Source organism: Allosphingosinicella sp. (genome assembly GCF_036403745.1).
Taxonomy (GTDB): Bacteria; Pseudomonadota; Alphaproteobacteria; order Sphingomonadales; family Sphingomonadaceae; genus Allosphingosinicella.
Window position 1 is genome coordinate 44,141 of record NZ_DASWQI010000098.1, and the last position, 20,665, is coordinate 64,805.

Annotated in this window: 19 protein-coding genes and 1 riboswitch; of the genes, 8 read left to right on the forward strand and 11 right to left on the reverse strand. The window is 67.8% G+C overall.

Translation table 11 applies throughout. The features are described 5' to 3' along the window. Positions 1 to 76: 76 nt before the first annotated feature. From VGC56_RS19105 to VGC56_RS19120, 4 genes are all read left to right on the forward strand, one after another. On the forward strand, positions 77 to 1,561 hold the full coding sequence (locus tag VGC56_RS19105) for an ATPase domain-containing protein (protein ID WP_464127463.1): 1,485 nt from the start codon (positions 77 to 79) through the stop codon (positions 1,559 to 1,561). Beyond that, positions 1,558 to 3,219: an ATP-binding protein gene (locus VGC56_RS19110; protein WP_464127465.1), complete on the forward strand. Its 1,662-nt coding sequence runs from the start codon at positions 1,558 to 1,560 to the stop codon at positions 3,217 to 3,219. Before VGC56_RS19105 ends, VGC56_RS19110 begins: the two co-directional genes overlap by 4 nt. Positions 3,220 to 3,434: 215 nt before the next feature. Then, complete coding sequence (locus tag VGC56_RS19115) at positions 3,435 to 4,454, forward strand: hypothetical protein (protein ID WP_464127466.1); 1,020 nt, start codon at positions 3,435 to 3,437, stop codon at positions 4,452 to 4,454. 91 nt (positions 4,455 to 4,545) lie between these two features. After that, positions 4,546 to 6,000: a DNA recombination protein RmuC gene (locus VGC56_RS19120; RefSeq protein ID WP_464127468.1), complete on the forward strand. Its 1,455-nt coding sequence runs from the start codon at positions 4,546 to 4,548 to the stop codon at positions 5,998 to 6,000. 11 nt (positions 6,001 to 6,011) lie between these two features. Here VGC56_RS19120 and VGC56_RS19125 read toward each other — a convergent pair whose 3' ends face one another. Further along, positions 6,012 to 6,542, reverse strand: coding sequence for a GNAT family N-acetyltransferase (locus VGC56_RS19125; RefSeq protein ID WP_464127469.1), 531 nt, complete (start codon positions 6,540 to 6,542; stop codon positions 6,012 to 6,014). Positions 6,543 to 6,548: 6 nt separating this feature from the next. Then, positions 6,549 to 6,782, reverse strand: coding sequence for a 50S ribosomal protein L31 (gene rpmE, locus VGC56_RS19130; protein ID WP_464127471.1), 234 nt, complete (start codon positions 6,780 to 6,782; stop codon positions 6,549 to 6,551). Between the two features lie 130 nt (positions 6,783 to 6,912). Continuing rightward, positions 6,913 to 7,098: riboswitch (cobalamin riboswitch) on the forward strand. Positions 7,099 to 7,187: 89 nt separating this feature from the next. Here rpmE and VGC56_RS19135 point away from each other — a divergent pair. The 4 genes from VGC56_RS19135 to VGC56_RS19150 are packed head-to-tail and all read left to right on the forward strand — an operon-like array spanning position 7,188 to position 11,494. Next, positions 7,188 to 9,065, forward strand: coding sequence for a TonB-dependent receptor plug domain-containing protein (locus VGC56_RS19135; RefSeq protein WP_464127473.1), 1,878 nt, complete (start codon positions 7,188 to 7,190; stop codon positions 9,063 to 9,065). Continuing rightward, positions 9,034 to 9,831, forward strand: coding sequence for an ABC transporter substrate-binding protein (locus VGC56_RS19140; RefSeq protein ID WP_464127475.1), 798 nt, complete (start codon positions 9,034 to 9,036; stop codon positions 9,829 to 9,831). The genes VGC56_RS19135 and VGC56_RS19140 overlap by 32 nt, the downstream gene beginning before the upstream one ends. Beyond that, positions 9,828 to 10,796: a FecCD family ABC transporter permease gene (locus VGC56_RS19145; protein WP_464127477.1), complete on the forward strand. Its 969-nt coding sequence runs from the start codon at positions 9,828 to 9,830 to the stop codon at positions 10,794 to 10,796. The genes VGC56_RS19140 and VGC56_RS19145 overlap by 4 nt, the downstream gene beginning before the upstream one ends. Then, on the forward strand, positions 10,793 to 11,494 hold the full coding sequence (locus VGC56_RS19150; RefSeq protein ID WP_464127479.1) for an ABC transporter ATP-binding protein: 702 nt from the start codon (positions 10,793 to 10,795) through the stop codon (positions 11,492 to 11,494). The genes VGC56_RS19145 and VGC56_RS19150 overlap by 4 nt, the downstream gene beginning before the upstream one ends. 39 nt (positions 11,495 to 11,533) lie before the next feature. On the opposite strand, the gene fabZ is transcribed toward VGC56_RS19150, so the two are convergent. The 9 genes from fabZ to pyrH form a co-directional block, all read right to left on the reverse strand. Next, positions 11,534 to 11,983: a 3-hydroxyacyl-ACP dehydratase FabZ gene (fabZ, locus tag VGC56_RS19155; RefSeq protein ID WP_464127481.1), complete on the reverse strand. Its 450-nt coding sequence runs from the start codon at positions 11,981 to 11,983 to the stop codon at positions 11,534 to 11,536. A gap of 37 nt (positions 11,984 to 12,020) precedes the next feature. After that, positions 12,021 to 12,617, reverse strand: a complete 597-nt coding sequence (locus tag VGC56_RS19160; RefSeq protein WP_464127483.1) for an OmpH/Skp family outer membrane protein — start codon at positions 12,615 to 12,617, stop codon at positions 12,021 to 12,023. Continuing rightward, positions 12,617 to 15,310 (reverse strand): outer membrane protein assembly factor BamA, encoded by a 2,694-nt coding sequence (gene bamA, locus VGC56_RS19165; RefSeq protein WP_464127551.1) that lies wholly within the window; start codon positions 15,308 to 15,310, stop codon positions 12,617 to 12,619. Before bamA ends, VGC56_RS19160 begins: the two co-directional genes overlap by 1 nt. A gap of 89 nt (positions 15,311 to 15,399) precedes the next feature. Continuing rightward, entirely contained in the window at positions 15,400 to 16,536 is a 1,137-nt protein-coding gene (gene rseP / locus VGC56_RS19170; protein ID WP_464127484.1) for an RIP metalloprotease RseP, read from the reverse strand. Next, positions 16,533 to 17,699 (reverse strand): 1-deoxy-D-xylulose-5-phosphate reductoisomerase, encoded by a 1,167-nt coding sequence (locus VGC56_RS19175; RefSeq protein ID WP_464127486.1) that lies wholly within the window; start codon positions 17,697 to 17,699, stop codon positions 16,533 to 16,535. Before VGC56_RS19175 ends, rseP begins: the two co-directional genes overlap by 4 nt. Continuing rightward, entirely contained in the window at positions 17,696 to 18,538 is an 843-nt protein-coding gene (locus tag VGC56_RS19180; protein ID WP_464127488.1) for a phosphatidate cytidylyltransferase, read from the reverse strand. The genes VGC56_RS19175 and VGC56_RS19180 overlap by 4 nt, the downstream gene beginning before the upstream one ends. Next, positions 18,535 to 19,293: an isoprenyl transferase gene (locus VGC56_RS19185; RefSeq protein WP_464127553.1), complete on the reverse strand. Its 759-nt coding sequence runs from the start codon at positions 19,291 to 19,293 to the stop codon at positions 18,535 to 18,537. Before VGC56_RS19185 ends, VGC56_RS19180 begins: the two co-directional genes overlap by 4 nt. Next, on the reverse strand, positions 19,293 to 19,850 hold the full coding sequence (gene frr, locus VGC56_RS19190; protein ID WP_464127490.1) for a ribosome recycling factor: 558 nt from the start codon (positions 19,848 to 19,850) through the stop codon (positions 19,293 to 19,295). The genes VGC56_RS19185 and frr overlap by 1 nt, the downstream gene beginning before the upstream one ends. 4 nt (positions 19,851 to 19,854) lie before the next feature. Beyond that, complete coding sequence (pyrH, locus tag VGC56_RS19195; protein ID WP_464127492.1) at positions 19,855 to 20,577, reverse strand: UMP kinase; 723 nt, start codon at positions 20,575 to 20,577, stop codon at positions 19,855 to 19,857. Positions 20,578 to 20,665: the final 88 nt, after the last annotated feature.

Consider the following 20,665-nt stretch of genomic DNA (forward strand, 5'->3'; position numbering starts at 1 on the left):
TCGAGACCCTATTCCCGCTTGGGATCGTTACGGGTTGATCTGCGTTAGAAAGGGTCCCGGCGGGATGGAGCGATTGGTGGAGCGAGACGAAAAGGCGAATTTCGGAGTCGTCGGCCTCGACGAGATCACCGCCGGCGGACTCGCCCGCGGCCGGCTGTTCCTGCTCGAAGGAAGCCCCGGCACCGGCAAGACGACCATCGCCACCCAATTCCTCCTCTCCGGCGCCGAGAAGGGCGAGCGCTCGCTCTACATCACCTTGTCCGAGACCGAGGACGAGCTGCGCGCCGGCGCCGCCTCGCATGGCTGGTCGCTCGACCCGATCTCGATCTTCGAGCTGGTCCCTCCCGAGAGCCTGCTCGACGAGGAGCAGCAGCAGAGTTTGCTCTATTCCGCCGACCTCGAGCTCGGCGAGACGACCAAGCGCATCTTCGAATCGTTCGAGGCGGTGAAGCCCGAGCGGGTCGTGCTCGACAGCCTCTCGGAAATCCGCCTCCTCGCCCAGTCGTCGCTCCGCTACCGCCGCCAAATCCTGGCGCTGAAGCATTATTTCGCGCGCTCCGGCGCGACCGTGCTGATGCTCGACGATCTGTCGAGCGAAGCCAACGATCGCACCATGCACAGCGTCGCCCACGGCGTCATGCGGCTGGAGGAGCTGTCGCCAGAATATGGCTCCGAGCGGCGGCGGATGCGGGTGATCAAATATCGCGGCCAGCGCTATCGCGGCGGCTATCACGACTTGGTCATCGACACGGGCGGCGTCAGGGTTTTCCCGCGCCTGATCTCGTCCGAGCACAGGATCGCGTTCGACCGCGAGGTGCTCAAGACCGAATCGGCCGAACTCAACGCCCTGCTCGGCGGCGGCGTCGAGCGGGGGTCGAGCGTGCTCATCCTCGGCCCCGCTGGCACGGGCAAGTCGTTGTTCACCCTCAACTTCATCGTCGGCGCGATCAGCCGCGGCGAGCGCGCGGCGATGTTCGTGTTCGACGAGGAACTCGGCCTGCTGTTCGAGCGCGCCAAGGGTCTCGGCATCGATCTTCAGGCGCTGGTCGACTCGAAGAACCTCGTCATCGAGCAGGTCGACGCCGCCGAGCTCACCCCGGGCGAGCTGTCGCAGCGGGTGCGCCACTGCGTCGAGGAATATGAGGCGCGCACCGTGGTGATCGACAGCTTGAACGGCTACCAGGCGGCGATGCCCGGCGAGCAGGCGCTGATCCTGCACATGCACGAGCTCCTCCAATATCTGAACCGCCGCGGCGCCTCGACCTTCCTCACCGTCGCCCAGCACGGCCTGGTCGGCGACATGAAGGCGCCGGTCGACGTCACCTACCTCGCCGACACCGTCATCCTGCTGCGCTATTTCGAGGCGCGCGGCCGCGTCCGCCGCGCCATTTCGGTCATCAAGAAGCGGACCAGCGCGCACGAGGACACGATTCGCGAATATCGGATCGGATCGACCGGCATCGCTTTCGGCGAGCCACTGACCGCCTTCCAGGGCGTGCTTCGGGGCGTTCCCGAGCTGATCGGCGACGAGCCGCAGCTGCTGGAAGCCAAGCGGGAGTGATCCCCCACCTCTCCGAGCGCGCGCTGGTGCTGGCACCGCAGGGCCGCGACGCGGCCGTCGCCTGCGCGATGCTGGAGGAAGCCGGCATTCGCGGCCAAGTCTGCCATGGCCTGGCCGAGCTGGTCGCCGGGCTCGCCGCCGGAGCCGGCTTCGCGCTCGTCACCGAGGAGGCGCTTTGGGAGGCGGGCATCGGCCCGCTCGGCGAATGGATCGCCGCCCAGCCCGAATGGTCGGACTTCCCCTTCGTCCTCCTCACCCAGCGCGGCGGCGGCATCGAGCGCAACCCGGCCGCCGTGCGCTACCTGCGCATGCTCGGCAACGTCACCTTCCTCGAACGTCCGTTCCACCCGACCACCCTCGTCAGTCTCGCCCAGTCCGCGATCCGCGGCCGGCGCCGCCAGTACGAGGCGCGCGCGCGGCTCGATGAACTGCACCAGCTCGCCACCGATCTCGAGCAGCGCGTCGAGGAGCGCACCGCCCAGCATGCCGAGGCGGTCGCCCAGCTCCACGAGGCCCAGAAGCTCGAGACGATCGGCCAGCTGACCGGCGGCGTCGCCCACGATTTCAATAATCTTCTGACCCCGATCACCGGCGCGCTCGACCTCCTCCAGCGGAAATATGCCGCCGAGGATCCCCGCTCGGCCCGCCTCATCGCCAACGCCTTGCTCGCCGCCGATCGCGCCAAGACCCTCGTCCAGCGCCTGCTCGGCTTTGCGCGGCGCCAGACGCTGGAGACGCAGCCGGTGGACCTGGGCGAGCTCCTCACCGGCATGCGCGACCTCATTGCCAGCTCGATCGGCCCGACGATCGAGCTCAACGTCCGCCCCGCCGCCAACCTCCCGGCCGCGCTCGCCGATCCCAATCAGATCGAGCTCGCCATCCTCAACCTGTGCGTCAACGCCCGGGACGCGATGCCGAACGGCGGGCCGCTCACCATCGTCGTCGACGAGGTCGCCGTCGGTCCGCATTCGCAGCTGCGCCTCCGGCCCGGGCTCTACGTCCACCTGTCGGTGATCGACGCCGGCTGCGGCATGGATGCCGAGACCCTCGCCCGCGCCGTCGAGCCCTTCTATTCCACCAAGGAGACGGGCCGCGGCACCGGCCTCGGCCTCTCGATGGTCCACGGCCTCGCTGCCCAGCTCGGCGGCGGCTTCTCACTCGCCAGCGAACCCGGCAAGGGCACCCGCGCCGACCTCTACCTCCCTGTCGCCGGCAAGGGCCAGGCCCGCGACCGCGCCCGCGCCACCGCGCCCCTGCTCTCGACCGGACGGCCGCTCTCCATCCTGCTCGTCGACGACGAGGAGATCGTCCGCGTCGGGACGGCTGAGATGATCCGCGACCTTGGCCACAAGGTCGCCGAAGCCGAAGGCGGCGCCGAAGCCATCGGGCTCCTGGCGGGCGGCCTCGATGCCGACGTCGTAATCACCGATTACAAGATGCCGCGCATGGACGGCGCCGAGCTCGCCCGCCGCCTCCAGGCAGATCACCCGTCGATCCCCATCCTGATCATCACCGGCTACACCGGCACCACCGACGACGTCCTCCACCTCCCCCGCCTGGCCAAGCCTTTCGGCCAGGCCGAAATCGCCGGTGCCCTCGCCGCCCTCGTCGGCCACGACGACAAAATCGTCCGCCTCCCCCGCAAGGCCGACCGCTAGGGCGGCCCCTCCACCATGCTGCGCATGGTCCCCCTCCCCATTGCTTCGCAACAGGGAGGACTGGTTCTCGTCCTCCTGTCGCCGCAGGCGATGGGGAGGGAACCGCCCGAAGGGTGGTGGAGGGGCCTGCCGCGGGAGCGGTGGTGGAGGGGCCTGCCCCGCCGCCGCCACACCACCGCATATGATCCAAACCACCGCAGGCGCGTTGCGCGCGGATGGATTGGACGTTCCTCGAGCTCGCCGCCGGCATCGCCCTCGCGGCGATGACGCTGCGCGACGTGTTCGACACCGTGGTGGTGCCGGGCGGCAGTCACGCCTCGCTACACATCGCCCGCCGCCTCGTCTTCGTCCTGCTTCCGGTGTGGAAGCGGCTGCGGGGGCGGCGGCGCGGACTGTCGACGATGTTCGCGCCGTTCGCGCTGGTCGCCTCCTTCGCGATCTGGATGGGGCTCCTCGCCATCGCCTTCGGCCTCATGGTCCACGCGGCGGGCACCTCGTTCACGCCGCACATCACCAGCTTCGGCGACGCCGTCTTCGCCGCGGGAAGCGCGCTCGTCACCATCGGCCAGAGCAGCGACACGGTGCGGGACGGCGGGCGCTGGGTGATGCTCGCCGCCGGCTTTTGCGGGCTCGGCGTCATGACCATGGCCGTCACCTATCTTCTCGAAGTCCAGTCGAGCATCGCCCACCGCGATTCCGGCATTTTCAAGCTGCGCACCTCCGCCGGCGAGCCGCCCGCCGCCGTCGCCCTCCTGGAGAAGTTCGCCGCCATCGGCGCAGTCGCCGAGCTGCCGCGGATCCTGCGCGACGGCCGCGACTGGTGCGCGGCCGTCCGCCAGAGCCACACCTCGCATCCCTCGCTCATCTACTTCCGCACGACCGGTACCGGCTCCGGCTGGCCCGCCGCTCTGGGGGCCCTCCTCGACCTCGCCCTCATCGTCGAACGCTGGCTCGACATGCCGGACCTGCGCGGCCTCGCTGTCCTGCTGCGCGAAGACGGCTGCCGGATGGGCGAGGAGATCGGCCGCCTCATCGCCCTCGAGCCCCACGCCTCTCCCCCCGACCCGAAGGCCGCCTCCGGGATGGCGCGGCGCCTTCGGGCCGCGGGCTACCGCCAGCAGGACGGGTTCGATCCAGAGCCGTTCGCCAAGGAACGGGAAACCCATTGCGAATGGATCCGCGCCCTCGCCCACCATCTCGGCCGCCCGGAGCCCCGGCTCCTCCCTGACGACTGACCTTTTTCCTGTGGATAGTCGGTCCGCCTGGGTTGCCGCGGCGGCGGCCCTGCTTTAGGTTCGCACTTCGTTCTGAGCCGAGGACAGAAGAATGGAAGCGCTCCTGATGCTGGTCATCGTCGTCGCCGCTTTGGGCGGGGCGGGGCTCGGCTTCATGCTCGGCGGCCGCCAGGCCGCGGCGCTTCGGGCGGAGGCTCATGATATCCGCAACCGGTGCAATGAGGCTGAGAAGCAACTCGCGGTAGCGACTAATCGTGCCGAGGCTGCTGAGCTTCTTCGACCGATGTTGACCTCGGTGACGGTAGAGCGAGATGATGCTCTTCAAAAGCTCGCTGCCATGGGCGCGAAACATACAGAGCGAGAGGAGTCGCACCAACAGCAACTAAAGAGGATCGAAGAGGCTGAAATCCAGTTGCGAGCGACGTTCGACCAACTCGCTGCGCGGGCGTTAGACGACGCGCAGACTAAGCTGCTTAAGCGTGCAACCGACCGGTTTGCTGAGGCAGAGAAGGCCAATGAGACCAAACTCCGAGCGATTCTTCAACCTGTGGAAACGCTACTCAAGGGGCAAACTGAGAGCCTCGCCCGCGTGGAGAAAGAGCGAGTGGATCAATACGCCGGCCTAATTAAGGCGGTGGAGCAAATGAACAGGGTCAACGACCAAGCTCGTCTCGAAACCTCACGGCTGGCGGGTGTCCTGCGCTCTAGTCCTAAGGCGAGGGGCCGGTGGGGTGAAGAGCAACTACGTACGATCCTCGAGTCCGCTGGACTGGCACCCAACGTAGACTTTGAGATCCAAGCCACTCGCACTGAGGAAGGGCAGCAGTTTCGGCCAGACTGTGTTATCCGTCTGCCCGGCGGCAAATGTATTGTTGTGGACGTAAAGTGCCCACTAACCGCGTTTGAAAGGGCATACGACGAGGAAAACGAGGATATTCGTGCCGCGCTTTTGCTGGATCATGCCAACGCGGTCAGAACCTACGCTACGGAACTCGGAAGAAAGGCTTATTGGGACAAGTTTGAAAATACTCCTGATTTTGTAATTATGTTTATTCCCGGAGAGCATTTTCTTTCAGCAGCAGCTGAACGGCTTCCCTCGCTGATCTCAGAGGCATTCAAAAACAAGGTCGTGATTGCCTCTACTATCAATCTCCTAGCGCTAGCGAGAATGATGGCATGGATGTGGAAGCAAGAACACGCCGCCCGTGAGGCGCGTGAGTTCGTAAGCGCTGGCAAGAAGCTTCACGCTGGAATGAGAACGATGGTGAATAAAATCGTCGATCTGGGGAGCCGGCTCGAAAAAGCCAGTGGATCCTACAACGACTTCATCGGTAGTTTGGAACGGAACGTTCTGGTTCAGGCGAGGAAACTCGAAGACCTAGACACTATGTACGGTGAGGCCGCGATAGCGGATATTCCGCCCGTGACGAGCCCGATACGCCCGCTCGTCAAGCTCGCGTTACCGACTTCAGCAGACGCTGCGTCAGCAGATGATCCGGCCTCAAACTCGCCACCGACGCTTACAACGCCGGAAGCGGCGGAATAGGCCGTAGCCGCCTAGCTCCGCGCCGGCGGGCGGCGGAAGAGGAGGATCGGCTCGCCGCGGTACAGCGCCTCCTCGCGGATAGAGAAGCCGTTCTTCTCGGCGACGCGGATCGAGGCGATGTTCGCGTGGGAGATGATCGCCGTCGCCTCGCGCCCCGGGAGCGCGGCATCGAGCCATAGGAGGGAGCCAGCGCACGCTTCGGACGCATAGCCGTGGCCGTGCATCTGCGGCGCGAAGATCCAGCCCATTTCGGGCGTGCCCTCGATCGAGGGCTGGAGGTCGCGCTTGAAGTCAGCGAACCCCAACTGCCCGCAATAGGCGCCGTCCGACTTCCGCTCGACCGCCCAGTATCCGAAGCCGAGCAGCACCCACAGGCCCGGCGCGCACAGCAATTTGCGCCACGTCTCCTCACGCGAGAAGGGGTGCCCGCCGAGATGGCGCACGACTTCGGAATCGCCCATGGTCGCGGCCTGGGCGTCGAGATCGGAGGCGCGGAAAGCGCGGAGGCGGAGGCGCTCGGTCTCGAGCGTCGGCGCCTCCATGCAGCCTTACTTCTTGCCGCCGAGGGTGAGGCCGCCGAAGCGCTTGTTGAAGCGTGCGACCTGGCCGCCGCTGTCGAGCATCTTGCCGCTGCCGCCGGTCCATGCCGGGTGCGCCGTCGGGTCGATGTCGAGCTGGAGGGTGTCGCCTTCCTTGCCCCAGGTGGAGCGGGTCTCGAACACGGTGCCGTCGGTCATCTGCACCTTGATCATGTGGTAATCGGGATGGGCGTCGGTCTTCATCGCGTCGGTCCTTCGGGGATGGCTGGTTCCGACCAGCCTCAAAACAAAGCGGCCCCGCGAAAGCGGGGCGCCGGCTGCCGCGTCCCCTAGCGAAAAGGGCCGAGATTGACAAGCCTCGGCACCGGCGCCTAGCCCCGTCGCAGCCGAAGGTGCCGTACCCAACAGGTACGGTGAAAAGGGAAGCCGGTTCAAGCCGGCGCTGTACCCGCAACTGTAGGCGGCGAGCCCCCCATCCGCAAAGGAGGGCGGGGCGCCGGAGGCGGCAAGGCCTCCGAAAGCCGTGAGCCAGGAGACCTGCCTTCGCGCGTCGTCCGCATTCCGGCCGGGACCAGCCGGGCTGCGGGGAACGGCCGCGGCCGCTCCCTTCGTGACGACATGTGTCGACACGCGAAGGAGATAGCCGCCATGATTCCATTCTTCCTGCTCACCGCTCTCGCCGCCCCTCCCGCGGCCGATACCCCACCCGCCGACACCATCGTCGTGACGGCCTCGCGAGAGCCGGAGCGGCAGGATGAGAGCCCGGTCTCCGCCACACTGATCGATGCGGAGACGCTGGAGGCCCTGTCGCTGCCGCAGGCGAGCGACGTGCTGCGGCTGGTGCCCGGCGTCTCGGTCGCCGTCTCGGGCCCCAAAGGCAGCCAGACGCAGCTGCGGATAAGGGGAGCGGAAGCGAACCACAGCCTGCTGTTCGTCGACGGCATCCGCTTCAACGACCCCGCGGCCGGCAACGAGGCGCGGTTCGAACTGCTGTCCAGCGATGCTTTGTCGCGCGTGGAGGTGGTGCGCGGGCCGCAATCGGCGCTGTGGGGCTCGGAGGCGCTGGGCGGCGTGGTGGCGGTGGAGAGCGCCGACACACGCCGCGGGACGGGCGTGACGGCGCTCGGCGAATACGGATCGCTCACGAGCGGCCGGGGCTTCGTCCAAGGCGCCGCGCAGGCGGGCCCGGCCGGCTTCTCAGCCGCCGCCGGAGCAGCGGCCAGCGAAGGCATAGACGAGCTTGGGCGTAGGGGCGGCGAGCGCGACGGCTACTGGACCCGCTTCGCCACCGCCAAGGCCGTGGCACGGCCTCTTCCGGGTCTCGAGCTCGGAATCGTCGGCCATTATGTCGAGGGGAAGAGCGAATTCGACGGCTACGACCCCGTCACCTTCGCCCGCACCGAAACACTCGACAACACCCGCAACCGCATCGCCGCCGGCCGTGCCTGGGCGGCCTATGAGGCGGGCGGCTGGCACGTCTCCGCCGAAGCGAGCCTGCTCGGCAGCGCCAACCGCAACTTCACCGGCGAGGCCCCGCTCAACACGACGTCCGGAGAGCGCTTCACCAGCGGCGCCCAGCTTTCCAGGACCTTCGGACACCATCGCATCACCCTCGCCTACGACCATGAAAGCGAACGCTTTCACGGCCGCGACCAAAGCTATTTCGGCGCCACCGACCAGGACCGCTCCCGACGCCTCGACGCATTCGTCGGCGAATGGAAGGCGGACTGGATCGGCTTCCTCTCGACGGACCTCGCCGTTCGCCACGATTCCTTCAGCGCGTTCAAGGACGCGACGACGGTCCGCGCCGCTGCGGTCGTCGCGCCAGGGGGCGGGTTCAGGATCCACACAGCTTATGGGGAAGGAATCGCCCAACCGACCTTCTACGATCTTTACGGCTTCTTCCCCGGCTCCTTCCGCGGCAATCCTAATCTTAAACCTGAGAGATCAGAGGGCTGGGAAGCAGGGCTGCGATGGGACGGTAAGGGCTTCAGCGCCGGCATCACCGGCTTTTCGGCGCGGCTAAAGGACGAGATCCTCGACGTCTTCGACCCCGTGACCTTCCTCTCCTCGACCGCCAATGCCAGCGGACGGAGCCGCCGCCGTGGCGTCGAGGTAGAGGCGCAATACCGCCCGTCCAAGGCGCTGCTGCTGTCGGCGAACTACACCTGGCTCGACGCCGACGAGCAGCAGGCGGCGGGCACCACCCTCGTCCGGGAGGTTCGGCGGCCGCGGCACAGCGCCAATTTCATCGCCGCCGTCACACAGGGCAGGCTGAGCTGGAGCGCGACGGGGGCCTATGTCGGCGCCCGCACCGACACGAACTTCGATGTGTTTCCGGCCGAGCGGGTGCGGCTCCATGCCTATCTGCTCGCTTCGGCGCGGATCGGCTGGCGGCTCACCAGGCAGATCGAGGCCTATGTGCGGGCGGAGAACGCCTTCGATGCGCGCTACCAGGATGTCGTCGGCTACGCGACGGCGGAAAGGACGGTCTATGCGGGCCTTCGCCTGCGCCTCGGCGCTTAGCCTCGCCCTCGCGGCGGCGGCGGCACCCGCCCCCGCGGCGCCGCAGCGTGTGGCGTCGCTCAACCTGTGCACCGACGAGCTGCTCCTGCTGCTCGCCGAGCCGCGGCAGATCGTCTCTGTCAGCTACCTCTCCCAGCTGCCCGAAGAGACCCCGCTGTGGAGCCGTGCGCGGGCCTATCGCCGCAATGGCGGCAGCCTCCTCTCCGTCGCGGCGCTGAAGCCCGACCTCGTCCTCAATATGGGCGGCGGCGGGCGGGACCGCGCCGGCATCGGCGCCAGGCTCGGCTTCAAGGTCCTCGACATCCCTTACCCGCAGACCCTCTCGGATATCGAGGCGGCCACAATGAGGGTGGCGGCCGCGTTGGGGCAGGAGAACCGGGGCCGAGCGGTGGCGGCGGCGATCGAGCGGGTGCGCCACAGCGCGCCGCATCCCCTGCGCGACGCCGTCTACCTCAGCGGCGGCGGGCGCAGCCTCGCGCCGGCCGGCGCGGGGGCCGAGTGGATGGCGGCCGCCGGGCTGCGCCAGCGCGCGCTCCCGGGCGACCGCGTGTCGCTGGAAACGCTCCTCGTCCGCCCGCCGGCCGTGCTGCTCCGCAGCAGCTACAGGAGCGGCCAATATTCCGCCGAGCAGCGCTGGCTGTCGCACCCCCTCGCGGCGCGGGCCAAGGCGGGGCGGACGGTGGCGACGGACGGGCGGCTGTGGACTTGCATGGGGCCGCTGATGGCCCGCGAAATCGTGCGGCTGCGGCGGGAACTCGGCCGGTGAGCCGGCCCGCCACCCTTGCGCTCGCAGCCACGCTGCTCCTCCTCTTCGCGCTGTCGGTGGCGACGCCATGGCGTCAGCTTGCCGACCTGCTCGCCGGCGACCGCGCGCTCGGCCTCGCCGTTCTCCAGGAGCTGCGGCTGCCGCGGGCGCTGCTCGCCCTCTCCTACGGCGCCGTCCTCGGCGCTGCGGGCGCGGCGATCCAGGCGCTGTTCGCAAACCCCCTCGCCTCGCCAGACCTTACCGGGACGACCGGCGGGGCAGCGCTCGGTGCGGTGCTCAGCGCCTACATATTGGGCTTCAGCGGCCCCGTCGGGCTCTCTGCGGGCGCAGTGCTGGGCGCCGTCGGCGCCCTCCTGCTGCTGCTGGCCCTCGCCGGCCGTCGCGCAGAAGTGGCGACGTTGCTCCTCGCCGGCCTCGCGATCAGCGCGCTGGCGGGGGCGTTGACGACGGTGGCGCTCGCCCTCGCCCCCTCCCCCTTCGCCTTTTACGATGCCTATGAATGGCTGATGGGCTCGCTGGTCGACCGCAGCCTCGCCCAAGCCGCTTTCGCCGCGGTGCCGGCGCTTGCCACGATCCTGCTCCTCGCCCGCACCGCGCGCGCTCTCGACAGCCTCGCCCTCGGCGAGGAGGCGGCGGAGGCCCTCGGCTACAGGCTGACTCGCCTGCGCGTGGGCGTCGTCTGCCTCTCGGCCGTCGGCGTCGGCGCCTGCGTGGCGGTGTGCGGGGCGATCGGCTTCGTCGGTCTGGTCGCGCCGATCTTCGCCCGGCGACTGACCCGCGGCCATCCCGGCAGCGCCATCTTTCCGGCGGCGATTATCGGCGGCGCACTGATGACTGCCGCCGACCTCGTCACACGGGTGGCGCCGATGGGGCGGGCGCTGCCGATCGGCGTCGTCACCGCCTTGCTCGGGGCGCCATTCTTCCTCCGGCTGGTGGTGCGGATGCGCTGGGGCCTGGCGCGATGACGCCGCTCCTCCACGCCGAGGCGCTCAGCCTCCCCGGACGCCTCAAGCCGACGGACCTCAGGATCGACGGGCCGGCACTCGTCTGCCTCGTCGGCCCGAACGGCAGCGGCAAGACCAGCCTGCTCCACGCCCTCGCGCGGATCGGCAGACCGGGCGGGAGGGTTCGCATCGCGGGCGAGGATCCGGAATCGCACGGCCCCCAAACCCGCGCGCGCCTCCTCTCCTACCTCCCAGCGTCCCGCGAGATCGCCTGGCCGCTTTCGGCGCAGGACGTAATTGGACTCGGCCTGCCGCCGGGCGGCGTGGTCGATCCGGCGATCGAGATGCTTGAAACGGAGGAATTCGCGGATCGCAGGGTCGACCGCCTCTCGACCGGGGAGCGCAGCAGGGTGCTGATCGCCCGTGCCATCGCGCCCGTGCCCCGGCTGCTGCTGCTCGACGAGCCGAGCGCCAATCTCGATCCGAAGTGGCAGCTGAAGCTGATGGGGCTGCTGCGCGACCTGGTAGAGACGCGCGGCATCGCCGTCGTGGCGGCGATGCACGATCTCGATCTGGCGGCGCGCTTTGCCGACCGGCTACTGATGATTAAGGACGGCGCCGTCGCCGCGGACGGGGCGCCGCGAGCGCTGCTCGACAGCCCGCATCTGCAGGAGGTGTTCGGCATCGTGCGTCGAAGCACCGGCTGGGAACTGGCCTAGACCACGGCAGATTCCCGCCTTCCGCCGGGTGACCGGGCCTCAGTCGGCCGGGGCGTCGGCGATCATCGCGGTGAACTCGGTCTCTGCGGCGAGCTTGTCGCCGACATAGGCGCGGCCGGAGAATTTGCTCACCGCGCGCCGCGACTGGGTCAGCGTCACCTCGAGGCGCAGCAGCACGCCGGGCTCCACCGGCGTACGGAACTTCGTGTTGTCGATCGCCATGAAGTAGACGAGCTTGCCTGAATCCCGGAGCCCGAGCGACTCGACGGCGAGCACGCCCGCCGCCTGCGCCATCGCCTCGACGATCAGCACGCCGGGCATGATCGGCCGCGAGGGGAAATGGCCCTGAAAGAAAGGCTCGTTGATCGTCACCGCCTTGATGGCGACGATCCGCTCGTTCGGCACCAGCTCCTCGATGCGATCGACGAGGAGCATGGGGTAACGATGCGGGATCGCCGCCATGACCCGCTTGATATCGAGCGGGCCCATGGCGGCGGTTCCTGCGGTTTCGCTCACCGGTGTGGGCTCAGCGGCCCTGGGGCTGCGTCGGCTGCGCCGTCTGCGGCAGCGGCGTCAGGCTGACCGACGGCAGCTGCTGGTTGAGCGCGGCAAGCGCCTCGTTGGTGACGTCGATGCTCGGATTGCTCGCCCAGGTCGCGCCCTTGGCGACGACCACGGCGGCATTATGCTGCGCGCGGATCTGCTCGACGATGGCGCGCAGGCGCGTGTCGATCTGGATGTTGACGTTGGCACCGATCGATTCGATCTGCTGCCCGCGGCTCTGGATCTCCTGCGCGGCCTGATTGCGCTGCGTCTCGAACGCGCGGATGCGCGCCTGGAGCGCCGGGTCGGGCTGCTTGCCGGCAAGCGCGTCGACCGCGGTCTGGATCGGGCCGCCGGTCGTCTGGAGCTGCTGCTGCAGCTGCTGCTGACGCTGCTGGAGCGCCGACTGCTGGCTCTGCAGGTTGGTGGCCGCAGCGCGACACGCGTTGCACTCGGTCGAGATGCGGCCGATGTCGACGACGAGAACGTCCGGCGCCGAGCCGCCGCGCTGGGCGACGGCGCCGCTCGGGGCGGCAAGGGCGAGCGCGACGAGCGCCGCGCCGATAAGGGTCTTGGTCATTAGAATGCGGTCCCTACGTTGAAGGTGAGAAGCTTTGGCGCGTCCCCCGGCGCCTTGATAAGCGCCTTGGCTATATCGATCCTGAACGGGCCAAAGGGCGAATTCCAGTTGACGCCGAAGCCGATCGACACGCGCGGCCGCGGCGTATCGCCGACGAAGCGCTCTATGAACGGCTTGACGCCGGCCACGAGGGTGCCGGTAGCGCAGACGCCGGTCGCATCCGGCGTACCGGCGCTCCCGCCCGCTGTGTCGACGCAGCGGTCGACGGCTCGCGGGTCGTTCGGCAGCACGCTGTCCGTGGTCGGGCGGCGGACACCGAAAACGGCGCCGACGTCGAGGAACAGCGACGGCCGCAGCCCTAGCTCCTTGAAGCTGGCGCTGACCGGGATCTCGACCTCGGCCCGGCCGAGATAATAAGCGCGGCCGCCGATCGCGTCGTCGATGATCTGCTTGCGGTCCTCGATCGTCTGGTAGGTGCCGTCCGCATTCTGGACGTAGGCGCCGTTGGCATCCGTCTTGAAGAAAACGCGCTGGATGCGCGGTCCGACGCCGCGGATGTCGAAGCCGCGGATCTGCGGTTCGCCGAGGAAGAAGCGGTCGACGAGGCGCACCGGATCCTGATCGCCGACGCCCTTGTCGAAGCTGTGGATGTAGCCCGCCTCGCCGGTCAGCGAGAAGATAAAGTTGCCGAACAGCCGCCAGAATTTTGTGCCGGTCGCCTTGGTGCGGATGTAGTGGACGTCGCCGCCGAGGCCGGCAAAATCCTGGTTCAGCGTGAAGCGCTGACCCCGCGTCGGACGGATCTGGTTGTCCGTCGAATCGTAGACGATGGAATAGCCGACCGAGGAGGTCAGGCGGTTGCCCACGGCTTCGCACAGATAGCGGCCGGCGATCAGCGGATCGCAGACGCCATTGGTATAGAAGGTCGCCTTGTCGAGGCTGACCTGATCGTAGCTGAGGCCGTAGCGAAGCGCCATCGACAGATATTCGGTGAGCGGAATGCCGGTGCGGATCTGCCCGCCCGTCGAGACCTGCTTGTAGGTGGTGTTCCGCTGATCCCCGACATAATTGAAATTCGAATAGTCGCGGCGGAAGATGTCGAAGCCGAGCGCGATGTTGTGATCGAAAACGTACGGCTCCGTGAAGCCCGCCTCGATCGACTTCGAGTAGGTCGAGTAGTTTACCGCGGCACGGACCGTCTGGCCCTTGCCCATGAAGTTGCGCTGCTCGATCGACAGGTTGACGAGGAAATGCTCGAGGCTCGAATAGCCGGCCGAGATCTGGAGCTGTCCGGTCGCTTTTTCCTGCACGTTGACGCCGAGATTGACGCGGTCCGGGCCGGAGCCCTGGGTCTGCTCGATCTCCAGATTGTCCTGGAAATAACCCAGCGACTGGATGCGGTCGCGCGAGCGCTTGACCCGCACCGAGTTGAACGGATCGCCCTCGGCGACGCGGAACTCGCGGCGGATCACCTTGTCGCGGGTCAGCTTGTTGCCGTTGATGTTGATCCGTTCGACATAGACGCGCGGCGTCTCGGCGACGTTGAACACCACCGACATGGTGAGGTGCTCGCGGTCGCGGTTGAAGTCCGGCTGGACGTCGGCGAAGGCGTAGCCGAACAGGCCCGCCGCCTCGTTGAGCTGAGTGACCGTGTCCTCGACCTGCTTGGCGTTGTAGTAGTCGCCCTTGTGCATCGGCAGCATCTTGGCGAGGCCGGCGCCCTTGAAGTCGCGGATGCTGCTCTCGACCTTGATGTCGCCGAACTTGTAGCGCTCGCCCTCCTCCACCACGAAGGTGATGATGAAGTCGCGCCGGTCGGGCGTCAGCTCGGCAACGGCGGAGACCACGCGGAAGTCCGCATAGCCCTGCGTCAGGTAGAATTGCCGGAGCTTCTGCTGGTCGTAAGCAAGGCGGTCCGGATCGTAGACCGCGCCCGAGGAGAGGAAGCTGAGGAAGCTGGCGCGCTTGGTGGCGAGCTGGCCGCGAAGCTCGTGGTCGCCGAACGCTTCGTTGCCGATGATGTTGATCTGGCGGATGCGCGACTGCGGACCCTCGTTGATCTCGAACACCACGTCGACGCGATTCTGCTCGAGCTGGACGATCTTCGGCTCGACGGTGGCGGCGAAGCGGCCCTGGCGGCGATAGAGCTCGATGATCCGGGCGACGTCGGCGCGGGCCTTCGTGCGGGTGAAGATCTGCCGCGGCGAGAGCTTGATCTCCGGATTGATCTTGTCTTCCTTGAGGCGCTCGTTGCCCTCGAGGACGATGCGGTTGATCACCGGGTTCTCGCGCACCTGGACGACGATGTTGCCCGTGTCGGCGCCGAGAATCTGGACGTCGGCGAACAATTCGGTCGCGAGCAGGTCCTTGAGCGCCTGGTCGAGCTGCTCAACGTCATAGGTCTGGCCGACGCGCAGCTTCATGTAGGAGAGGACGGTGTCCGTCTCGAGCCGCTGGTTGCCGGTGACGCTGAGCGTCTGGATGACGCGCAGCGGCGCCGGAGCAGGTGCCGGGGCTGGCGCCGCGGCGGGCGCGGTGGCAGCAGGTGCCGCCGGAGCGGGCGCCGCGGCCGGCGCCTGCCGGGTGGGTGCTGGTGCAGTCTGGCGCGCGGCGAAGGCCGGGACGGCGGTGCCGCCCAGGATAGTGCCGACCAGAAGCGCGGAGGCGATGCGCCGCCGCGTCGAAAGCTGAATTTTGGGTGTCACGCGTCCCCGCCCTTGCAAGATGTAGGGCCGCCCTGTGCGGCGTGGCCCTCTCTCCCTGTCGTCCCTGCCCTGCCCGATCATGAGCGGCCGATCAACCCGCCAAGCTTCGACCAAAGCCCAAAAGACGCCAAGTCGTTCAATGTGACGAAGATCATGAGCACGAGAAGGGCCGCCAGCCCCGTCCGGAACGCCCACTCGACCGTGCGCGGCGGCAGCGGCCGGCGCCGCACCCCCTCGATCGCGTAGAAAAGCAAATGGCCTCCATCCAGCATGGGAACTGGCAAGAGGTTGATGAATCCGAGATTAATCGAGATCATCGCCACGAAATAGACGAAGCTCACCCAGCCGAGGCTGGCCTGCTCGCCCGACAGCTTGGCGATCTGCAGCGGCCCGCCCAATTCCTTCACCGAGCGCTCGCCCATGACGATCTGGCGCAACCCGGAGACGGTCATGTTGAGCCGCAGCCAGCATTCCTGCACCGCCGCGACGGGCGCGCGGAGAAGCGGCACCGGGCGATAGACCAGCAGTCCTGACTGGATTCCCAGCCGGCCGATATGGCCGCGATTGCCGAACCGGTCGCGCACTTCCACGGACTTGACCGTGGCGTCGGTCGCGAAGGGCTTGCCCGCGCGGACGCCCTCGATATGCACCTTCTGTCCCGCACGCAGGACGATCAGCGGCTGGATGTCCTCGTAGCGATCGAGGGTCTGGCCGCCGACTTTGCTCAGCCTGTCGCCCGCCTTGAGACCGGCCTCGGCCGCGGCGGACTGCACCTCGACGGCGCCGAGCACCGGCGGCGTGTAGGGTTCTCCGTAAATCTTGAAGAGGGCCGTGAGGATGAGGATGGCGAACACGAAATTGGTGACCGGCCCCGCCGCGACGATCAGGAAGCGCTGCCAGACCGGCTTCGCCTGGAACGTCATCCGCCGCTGCTCGGCCGGCATCATCAGCCACTCATCCGACGGCTGGCTCGCCGGGTTCATATCGCCGGCGAAGCGGACATAGCCGCCGAGCGGCAGCGCCGCGACCTTCCAGCGGGTTCCGCGCCGGTCGGTCCAGCCGAACAGCTCCCTGCCGAAGCCGATCGAGAAGACTTCCGCCTTCACGCCGAACCAGCGTCCGACCCAATAATGGCCCATTTCGTGGACGAAGATCAGCGGCCCGATCGCCAGCAGGAAGGCGAGGATCGTCCAGAAGATGCCGGGGTGGCTCAATGCGCAAACCTTCTCATGATGCCGTCGCTCGCCTCACGGGCGGCGCGGTCGACCTCCAGCACCTCCTCGATCGTGCGCGGCGGCGGCGGCGCATAGGCGGCGAGGGTTTCGGCGGCGATGGATGCGATATCGAGGAAACCGATCCTTTTTGCAAGGAAGGCGGCGACGGCGATCTCATTGGCGGCATTGAGGATTGCCGGCCTCGCGCCGCCTTCGCGCAATGCCTGACGGGCAAGGGCGAGGGCGGGAAAGCGGGTCTCGTCGGGCGCTTCGAAATCGAGGCGGGCGATGCGGACGAGGTCGAGCCGCTCGCAGGGCGTCTCCATCCGCTCGGGCCACGCCAGGGTGTGGGCGATGGGGATGCGCATGTCCGGCGCGCCGAGCTGGGCGAGGAACGAGCCGTCGACATATTCGACGAGGCTGTGGATTACCGACTGCGGGTGGACGAGGACGTCGAAAGCTTCGGGCGGGAGCGGGAAGAGGTGGAAGGCCTCGATCAGTTCCAGCCCCTTGTTCATCAAGGTCGCCGAATCGACGGAGATCTTCGCGCCCATCGACCAGTTCGGATGCGCCACCGCCTGCTCCGGTGTCACGCCGCGCATCTGCTCGAGGCTCAGCGTCCGGAACGGCCCCCCGCTGGCCGTGAGGAGGATACGGCGCACGGCGTGGGGGCGGTCGCGGTCGAAGCATTGGAAAATCGCGTTGTGCTCGGAATCCACCGGCAGCAAAGTCGCCCCGCTTTCCTTTGCGGCGGCGGTCATCAGTGCACCGGCGGAGACCAGCGCCTCCTTGTTCGCGAGGGCCACGGTGCGGCCGGAGCGGAGGGCCGCCATGGTGGGGCCCAGCCCCGCCGCGCCGACGATCGCCGCCATCGTCCAGTCGGCGCCGAGCGTGGCCGTCTCCAGCACCGCCTCCGGGCCGGCGGAGGTTTCGATACCGCTCCCCGCCAGCGCGTCCTCAAGGGTGGGGAGGAAGGCCGAATCGCAGATCACCGCGCGCTTCGCGCCGACCCGCCTTGCCGCTTCCGCGAGCCCCGCGGCGTCGCGGTTGGCGGTGAGGGCGAGGACTTCGAACCGCTCGGGGGGACGGGCGATGAGGTCGAGCGTCGAGCGCCCGACCGATCCCGTGGCGCCGAGGATGGTGACGCTGCGCCGGGCGCTCACCCGAGCGTCGCCATGAGGATCAGCAGCACCACGACGGTCACGGGCAGCAAGCCATCGACCCGGTCGAGGACGCCGCCATGGCCTGGAAGGATGGCGCCGCTGTCCTTGACCCCAAGCCGGCGCTTGACGCTGCTCTCATAAAGGTCGCCGACCTGCGCCAGAAGCGCCAGCGGTGCCCCGAGGAAGAGGAAGGGAATCCCCACCTCGAACGCGAGGCCGAAGAGGGCGCCGACCACCATCGCGCCGGCCATGCCGCCGAGGAGGCCGGCCCAGGTCTTGTTGGGGCTGATCCGCGGCGCGAGCTTCGGTCCACCGATGCCGCGGCCGGCGAAATAGGCGAAGATGTCGGTCGACCAGACTACGACCATCAGCCAGAAGACGAGCTCCAGCCAGATCCAGTCGAGGACGATCAGCGAAAAGGCCGGGATGGCGACGTACACGTAGCCCCAGCCGAGGCTGAGCCGCCGTGAGAACACACCGTAGACGAGGCCGATTGCGGCGATGATCCCGAAACATTTCCATGCCGGGACGAGCAGATCGTAATCGAGTTCGGCGGGACTGCTGTCGGCGCCGGGGAAATAGAGCTCCGCCAGCACGAGGGTCGGGACGGCGAGCAGGGCGATGCCGATATAGGTCCACCAGCGCGGCACGCCGTGCATCTGGCCCCATTCGTAGAGCATCACCCCCGCCGCCGCGGCGACCAGGACGCGAAACACCCAGGCCCCAATTTCGCTGGCTCCGCCCATGTAGATGGCGATGGACGCGACGGCGATCATCACCACGGCCGCGGCGAAGCGGGTGGTGAGATCGGACGCGGCTTTCTCGGCGGGCTCGGTCATCGTCCCCCGAAGCGGCGCTCGCGCCCGCAATAGGCAGCAATGGCGGCGGCCAGCGCCTCGGCCCCGAAATCGGGCCAGAGGGTGTCGACGAACAGCAGCTCGGCATAGGCCGCCTGCCAGAGGAGGAAGTTGGAGAGGCGATATTCGCCCGACGTGCGGATCAGAAGGTCGAGAGGCGGCAGGTCGGCGGTGTCGAGCTCGGCGCCGATCACGGCTTCGTCGATCGTCGCCGGCGCAATCTCGCCGGCCGCGGCGCGCTCGGCGAGGCGCCGCGCCGCCTGCACCAGTTCGGCCTGCGCGCCATAATTGAGCGCGATGGCGAGCGTCATCCGCCGGTTGGAAGAGGTGCGGGCCACGCCCTCTTCGATCAGCTTCACAATATCCGGCGCAAAGGCCTTGTAATCGCCGATGATCTTGAGCCGCACGCCTTCCTTGTGCAGCGCCTCGATCTCGGACCTGAGGTAGAAGCGTAGCAGGCCCATCAGGTCGCCGACTTCGTCGGCCGAACGACGCCAGTTCTCCGACGAGAAAGCGTAGAGGGTGAGGCACTCGACCCCCGCCTCGCCGGCGGCGCGGAGCACCTTGCGGGCCGCCTCGGCGCCCTGCTTGTGGCCGGCGGCGCGGGGCAGGCCCTTGGCTTTCGCCCAGCGGCCGTTGCCGTCCATGATGATCGCGATGTGGCGCGGCACCGCGCCGCCCCCCTGCCCACCGGCGGGCTCGACCGGCCGCGGCGCCGCCTTGGCGGGCCGGAAGATCACTTTTGGAGGATTTCCTTTTCCTTGCCCTGCGCCGCGCCGTCGATCTCCTTGATCGTGTCGTCGGTGAGCTTCTGGACTTCGATCTCGAGGCGCTTGCGCTCATCCTCGGAAATCTCGTGCTTCTTCTCGTCCGTCTTCAACGCGTCCATGCCGTCGCGGCGCACGTTGCGCGCGGCGATCCGCGCCTTTTCCGCATATTGATGGGTGAGCTTGGCGAGCTCCTTGCGCCGCTCTTCCGTAAGCTCCGGGATCGGCAGGCGCAGGGTGGTGCCGTCGGTGATCGGGTTGAGGCCGATGCCGGACGAGCGGATCGCCTTTTCCACGGCGCTGACGTTTGAGCGGTCCCATACCTGCACCGACAGCATGCGCGGCTCGGGCGCCGAGATCGAGGCGACCTGGTTGATCGGCATGTGCGATCCGTAGACCTCGACGGTGATCGGCTCGAGCAGGCTCGTCGAAGCGCGGCCCGTGCGCAGACCGGTGAGATCGTGCTTCAGCGCCTCGACGGCGCCGTGCATGCGGCGCTGGAGGTCGGCCTTGTCGTAAGCGGGCATCGTCTCACTCCTCGTTGCTGACGATCGTCGCGGTGCCGTCTCCGTCGAGGACGCGGGCGAGATTGCCCTGTTCGCGGATGTTGAACACGACGATCGGGATATCGTTGTCGCGGCACAAAGCGACGGCGCTGGCGTCCATCACCTTCAGATCGTCCGCGAGCACCTGGTGGAAGGGAAGATGCTCGTAGCGCTTAGCATCCTTCACCTTCTTGGGATCGGCATCGTAGACGCCGTCGACGCTGGTCCCCTTGAACAAGGCGTCGCAGTCCATCTCGGCCGCTCTCAACGCCGCGGCGGTATCGGTTGTAAAATAAGGATTTCCGGTGCCGGCAGCGAAGATCACCACCCTGCCCTTCTCCATGTGCCGTAGCGCGCGGCGGCGGATATAGGGCTCGGACACGGTCGCCATCGGAATGGCCGAAAGGACGCGTGTGTCGACCCCGATCTTTTCCAGCGCATTCTGCATCGCGAGGGCGTTCATCACCGTCGCCAGCATGCCCATATAATCGGCCTGGGCGCGGTCGAAGCCCCTGGCGGCCGCCGCGAAGCCCCGGAAGATGTTGCCGCCGCCGACCACCAGGCACAGCTCGTGCCCCGCCTCGCGCGCCTCGCGTATCTCCTCCGCCATGCGCCCCGTCGTATCCGGATCGATGCCGAACTGGCCGTCGCCCATCAGCGCTTCGCCGGAAAGCTTCAGGAGGATGCGGTTAAAGCGCGGGCGCGGCATGGGGTGGGGCGTGTCCGTTCGGCGTCAGCGTTGATGGCGAGGCCGCACCTTAGTCAGGCGCGGGCGCGGTGCCAAGTGGAGGGGTGGA